Here is a 5,530-nt window from a genome sequence, read left to right as displayed (position 1 = left end):
GTGTGCGAAAGAGCTACGGCGACCGGCTGCTGATCGATGACCTCAGCTTCAAGATTCCGCCCGGTGCCATCGTCGGCATCATCGGCCCGAACGGCGCCGGCAAGTCGACCCTGTTTCGCATGTTGACTGGCCGCGAACAGCCGGACGGTGGCGTCATCAACATCGGCCAGACCGCCAACATTGCCCTGGTCGATCAGAGCCGCGACGAGCTCGGCAACGACAAGACCGCCTGGGAGGACATCTCCGGCGGTGCCGACATCATCACCGTCGGCAAGTTCGAGATGCCGTCCAGGGCGTATCTGGGGCGCTTCAATTTCAAGGGCGCGGATCAGCAGAAGCGTGTCGGCAGCCTGTCGGGTGGCGAGCGTGGCCGTCTGCATCTGGCCAAGACGCTGCTGAAGGGCGGCAACGTGCTGCTGCTGGACGAGCCGTCCAACGACCTCGACGTCGAGACCCTGCGCGCGCTGGAAGAGGCGCTGCTGGAGTTTGCCGGCAGCGCGCTGGTGATCAGCCACGACCGCTGGTTCCTGGACCGCATCGCCACGCACATCCTGGCCGCCGAGGGCGAGTCGCAGTGGACGTTCTTCGCCGGCAACTACCAGGAGTACGAGGCCGACAAGCGCCAGCGCCTGGGCGAGGAAGCCGCCCGCCCGCACCGGTTGCGCTTCAAGGCTTTGCGTTGAGGCAACCCCGACCCGCCCGCCGCGCCGCACGCGGCGCGGCACCTACCCGCCAGGACCCGCCATGACCGAGCGTTTCGAGAACGTCACCGTGCTGACCGAGGGCAACGTCTACTTCGATGGCCGCTGCGTGAGCCACACCGTGATCCTGGCCGATGGCGCGCGCAAGACGGTGGGCGTGATCCTGCCGTCCGTGCTCACGTTCAGCACCGGCGCGCCGGAGCGGATGGAGATCGTCGCCGGCCGCTGCCGGGTGCGCCAGGCGGGCAGCGACAGCTGGCAGGAATACAGCGCCGGGCAGGCGTTCGCGGTGCCCGGCGAGAGCCGGTTCGACATCGAGGCCATCGAGCCGACGCACTACGTGTGCCACTTCGACTGAGGCGGTGGCCGCTCGCCGGGACACGCGCGGGCAGCTGGACGTTTCCCCTAGAAGAACACCGCGATCAGATACGCGCCCAGCAGCAGGCGGTAGACGACGAACGGCGTCATGCCGCGGTTCTGTAGCAGGCGAATCAGGAACACGATGGACAGGTAGCTGCTGATCGCCGCCACCACGGCGGCGATCAGGGCGGTGTCCAGCCGTTCCGGTGCGCCCGTCTGTGCCAGCGTGAGCATTTCGTAGCCGCCCGCCAGGGCGGTGATGGGGATCGACAGCAGAAACGAGAACCGCGCCGCTGCGGTGCGCGTCAGGCCGACCATCAGGCCGGCCGTCATGGTGATGCCCGAGCGCGACGTGCCCGGCACCAGTGCCAGCACCTGGGCGAGGGCGATGATCGCCGCATCGCGCCAGCGAAAGGTGTACTCGTTGCAGGTCTGACGGGCGGTGCGGTCGGCCAGCAACAGCAGCAGGCCGTAGACGATGGTGGTGGCGGCAATCACTTCGGCGCTGCGCAGCGGGCCTTCGATGACGTCGTGCAGCAGCAGGCCGACCAGGGCGGTCGGAATGGTCCCCAGCAGGACGGCCCATGCCAGGCGTCCGTCCGGGGTCAGGCCGTGGCCCCCCAGGCTGCGCCCGAAGTCCCGCGTCATCGGCCACAGGCCCCGGCGGAAGTACCACAGCACCGCGGTCAGCGAACCGACGTGCATGGCGCCGTCGATGGCCAGGCCCTGGTCCGGCCAGCCCAGCAGTTCCGGCACCAGGATCAGGTGCGCGGAACTGGAAATGGGCAGGAATTCGGTGATGCCCTGCACCACGGCCAGCACGATGATCTGCAGCAGCGTCGGTTCAGCGGGCACGGCCGGCAGGGCTCCGGTCTGGGTTGGGGTGGCCGGCCACCGCGCACGGGGACCGGCGGGCGACGCCTTCTATCCGACCTATTCGACGGTGATGGTGATCTTCGGCGACATCACCGGCGGTTCGTGCGGAATGTGCGCAAAGTCACCCAGCAGCAGCTGCAGCGTGTGTGTGCCGGGATCCAGGGTGAGGGTGGTTTCGGTCTGTCCGGCCCCGAAGTGCCGGTGATGGTCGTCGGTCGGTACCGGCCGGTCGAGTGCCGGCAGGTCGGTGTCGACCAGCAGGTGATGGTGCCCGGTGGCGTCGTTCTGGATGCCGGCGGGTGCCACGCCCATGCCCTTGAGGCCGAAACGCACGGTCACCGGGCTGGTCACCGTGGCGCCGTCGGTGGGGGTGATGAAGTAGACCTCGGCGTCCGGCGGAGCCGGGGTCCGGGCGGTGGCCAGCAGCGGGGCCAGCAGGGTGACGGCGAGCAGACGGTGCAGTTTCATGTCGGTACTCCGGGCGGTGGGGGGACACGAGCCCTAACGGGCCGGTTTGCGCTCGAACCGATACAGTGCCATTTCACCCAGCAGGTTGGGTAGCAGGCGTGCGCCCAGCGACCGGCGGTGCTGGTGGTTGACCACCGTGCGCTGCAGGATGCGGATGCCCAGCGTGCGGCACAGGCTCTCGAAGTCGCGGATGGTGCACAGGTGGATGTTGTCGGTCTCGTACCAGGTTTCCGGCAGCGCCGCCGACACCGGCATGTGCCCACCGAAGGCCAGCTGCAGGCGGCAGCTGATGTGGCCGAAGTTCGGAAACGCCACGATGCCCTCGCGGCCGACACGCAGCATTTCGGCCAGCAGCCGTGCCGGGAAGTACACCGCCTGCAGGGCCAGGCTCATGATCACGTAGTCGAACGAGTCGGTGTCGAAGTCCGCCAGGCCGGCGTCGAGATCACCCTGGATGACACTCACGCCACGTTCGACGCAGCGCACCACGCGGTCGATTTCGATTTCCACGCCGTAGCCGGTCACTGCCCGTTCGGCCTGCAGGTACGCCAGCAGGCCGCCATCGCCGCAGCCCAGATCCAGCACCCGGCTGCCGGGCCGGATCCACTGCGCGATGAGCGCGTGATCGATGCGCAGTCCCCCGTTGGGGGCGTGGGGCGCCGTGCTGTGCGCGTGTTCGACGGACGCGTTCACGCGGTTACCTCGAGTTCGGCGTGGATGCGGTTCAGGAATGCCCGCAACACGGCGAAGTAGTGATCGTTCGGCAGCAGAAAGGCGTCGTGGCCGTCCGGCGAGTCGATGGCGGCATAGCTGACCGAGCTGCCGCCGGTGTGCAGGGCCTTGACGATCTCGCGCGAGCGCTCGGGCGCGAAGCGCCAGTCGCTGGAGAACGCCACCACCAGGAAGCGTGCCTGGGCCCGCGCCAGCGCGCGGGTGAGGTCGCTGTCGTAGTCGGCCGCCGGGTCGAAATAGTCCAGCGCCTTGGTCATCAGCAGGTAGGTGTTGGCGTCGAATCGGTCGACGAAGGTCTCGCCCTGATGGCGCAGGTAGGACTCGATCTGGAACTCGACGTCGAAGCCGAAGCTGATCTTGCCCTCGCGCAGCTCGCGGCCGAATTTCTGGCGCATCAGGCCATCGGACAGGTAGGTGATATGGCCGAGCATGCGCGCCAGCATGAGGCCGCGGCGCGGCACCACGCCCTGCTCGGCATAGCGGCCCTCGTGGAAGTCCGGGTCGGACATGATGGCCTTGCGCGCCACCTCGTTGAAGGCGATGTTCTGGGCCGACAGCCGCGGCGCGGCGGCGATGACCAGGGCACTGCGCACCCGGCCCGGGAACTCGATGGCCCACTGCAGCGCCTGCATGCCACCGAGGCTGCCGCCGGCCACCGCGGCGAAGCGCTGGATGCCCAGATGGTCGGCCAGCAGGGCCTGGCTGCGTACCCAGTCACGCACGGTGACGATCGGGAAGTCCGGCCCCCACAGCCGTCCGGTGGCCGGATTGATGGTGTTCGGTCCGGTCGAACCGGCGCAGCCGCCGAGATTGTTGCAGGCGACCACGAAGAAGCGGTCGGTATCGATCGGCTTGCCGGGGCCGATGCAGTGGTCCCACCAGCCCGGGCGCTTGTCCTGTGTGCTGTGCCAGCCGGCGGCGTGGTGGTCGCCGGACAGGGCATGGCAGACCAGGACGGCGTTGCTGCGGGCGGCGTTCAGCGTGCCGTAGGTTTCGTACTTCAGCTCGAAACCCGGCAGCTCGCGGCCGCTGTCGAGCTGCAACGGCGTGTCACAGCGGAAGCTGCGCGGCTGGACCAGCCCCACCGAGTCGGGCCCGGTGGGGGATGATGTGGTGGCCAAGGCGCCGTCAGCCCCCGCCGCGCAGGCGGGCGGCACTGCGCAGGCGCAGCGCGTTCAGGCGGATGAAGCCGCTGGCGTCCGCCTGATTGTAGGCGCCGGCGTCGTCCTCGAAGGTCGCGATGGCCGGGTCGAACAGCGAGTCCGGGCTCTTGCGCCCGGCCACCAGCACGTTGCCCTTGTACAGCTTCACGCGCACGCTGCCGTTGACGTGCTGCTGGCTTTCGTCGATCAGCGTCTGCAGCAGCTGGCGTTCCGGGCTCCACCAGTAGCCGTTGTAGACCAGGCTGGCGTAGCGCGGCATGAGTTCGTCCTTCAGGTGGGCCGCCTCGCGGTCCAGTGTCAGCGACTCGATGGCGCGATGGGCGCGCAGCATGATGGTGCCGGCCGGCGTTTCATAGCAGCCGCGCGACTTCATGCCGACATAGCGGTTCTCGACGATGTCCACCCGGCCGACGCCGTGGCGCCCGCCGATGTCGTTCAGCCGGCGCATCACCTCGGCCGGCGTCAGCGCCTCGCCGTCCACCGCCACGATGTCGCCGTGACGGTACTCGAGCTCGACGTACTGCGGTGCGTCGGGTGCCTGCTCGGGGCTCACCGTCCAGCGCCACATGGACGCTTCCGGTTCCTGCCAGGGGTCTTCCAGCACGCCGCCTTCGTACGAGATGTGCAGCAGGTTGGCGTCCATCGAATAGGGCGAGGTCTGGCCCGCGCGCTTGAATTCCACCGGGATGTCATGCCGCTCGGCATAGGCCAGCAGTTTCTCGCGCGAGGTGAGATCCCACTCGCGCCACGGCGCGATGACCTGCACCTCGGGCATCAGCGCGTAGGCGCCAAGCTCGAAGCGCACCTGGTCGTTGCCCTTGCCGGTGGCGCCGTGGGAAATGGCATCGGCCCCGGTCTCGCGGGCGATCTCCACCAGACGCTTGGCGATCAGCGGGCGGGCGATGGAGGTGCCCAGCAGGTACTCGCCCTCGTACAGGGCGTTGGCGCGGAACATCGGGAACACGAAGTCGCGCGCGAACTCCTCGGTCAGGTCGTCCACGTACATGGCGCTGGCGCCCATGGACTCTGCCTTGCGCCTGGCCGGTTCAAGCTCGCTGGCGCCCTGGCCGATATCCGCTGTAAACGTGACCACTTCACAGTGGTATGTTTCCTGAAGCCATTTCAGGATGATGGACGTATCGAGCCCGCCGGAATATGCGAGCACAACTTTCTTGGGACTGGTCACGGGCGATCTCCTACGGATGTGGCGCGCGGCGTAGCGGTTTTTGC

At 68.2% G+C, this 5,530-nt stretch carries 7 protein-coding genes; 2 read left to right on the top strand and 5 right to left on the bottom strand.

Going from position 1 to position 5,530, the window contains the following annotated elements; translation table 11 throughout:
• The coding region (locus tag ABYX71_RS10080) for an ATP-binding cassette domain-containing protein (protein WP_372696367.1) at positions 1-683 on the top strand (683 nt) is incomplete at its 5' end.
• A 61-nt stretch (positions 684-744) separates the two neighbouring features.
• The gene (locus ABYX71_RS10075; protein WP_372696366.1) at positions 745-1,059 is read left to right on the top strand and encodes a pyrimidine/purine nucleoside phosphorylase; all 315 of its coding nucleotides are present in this window, start codon (positions 745-747) and stop codon (positions 1,057-1,059) included.
• 47 nt (positions 1,060-1,106) lie between these two features.
• Here ABYX71_RS10075 and ABYX71_RS10070 read toward each other — a convergent pair whose 3' ends face one another.
• From ABYX71_RS10070 to ABYX71_RS10050, 5 genes are all read right to left on the bottom strand, one after another.
• On the bottom strand, positions 1,107-1,916 hold the full coding sequence (locus tag ABYX71_RS10070) for an undecaprenyl-diphosphate phosphatase (protein WP_372696365.1): 810 nt from the start codon (positions 1,914-1,916) through the stop codon (positions 1,107-1,109).
• 78 nt (positions 1,917-1,994) lie between these two features.
• Entirely contained in the window at positions 1,995-2,405 is a 411-nt protein-coding gene (locus tag ABYX71_RS10065; RefSeq protein WP_372696364.1) for a DUF4399 domain-containing protein, read from the bottom strand.
• 33 nt (positions 2,406-2,438) lie between these two features.
• Positions 2,439-3,041: a methionine biosynthesis protein MetW gene (metW, locus tag ABYX71_RS10060; protein ID WP_372696369.1), complete on the bottom strand. Its 603-nt coding sequence runs from the start codon at positions 3,039-3,041 to the stop codon at positions 2,439-2,441.
• Positions 3,042-3,094: 53 nt separating this feature from the next.
• On the bottom strand, positions 3,095-4,258 hold the full coding sequence (locus ABYX71_RS10055) for a homoserine O-acetyltransferase (protein ID WP_372696363.1): 1,164 nt from the start codon (positions 4,256-4,258) through the stop codon (positions 3,095-3,097).
• A gap of 7 nt (positions 4,259-4,265) precedes the next feature.
• Positions 4,266-5,486, bottom strand: coding sequence for an argininosuccinate synthase (locus ABYX71_RS10050; protein ID WP_372696368.1), 1,221 nt, complete (start codon positions 5,484-5,486; stop codon positions 4,266-4,268).
• Between the last annotated feature and the right edge of the window lie 44 nt (positions 5,487-5,530).

The sequence above is a fragment of the Immundisolibacter sp. genome (genome assembly GCF_041625615.1).
Taxonomy (GTDB): domain Bacteria; phylum Pseudomonadota; class Gammaproteobacteria; order Immundisolibacterales; family Immundisolibacteraceae; genus Immundisolibacter.
Note: the sequence above shows the minus strand (reverse complement) of the source record. Positions and strands in the feature narration are given on the sequence as shown.

Excerpts from the sequence above, each read along its gene's own strand:
- ABYX71_RS10075 (WP_372696366.1), top strand. The coding sequence starts at position 745 with ATGACCGAGCGTTTCGAGAACGTCACCGTGCTGACCGAGGGCAACGTC.
- ABYX71_RS10065 (WP_372696364.1), bottom strand. The coding sequence starts at position 2,405 with ATGAAACTGCACCGTCTGCTCGCCGTCACCCTGCTGGCCCCGCTGCTG.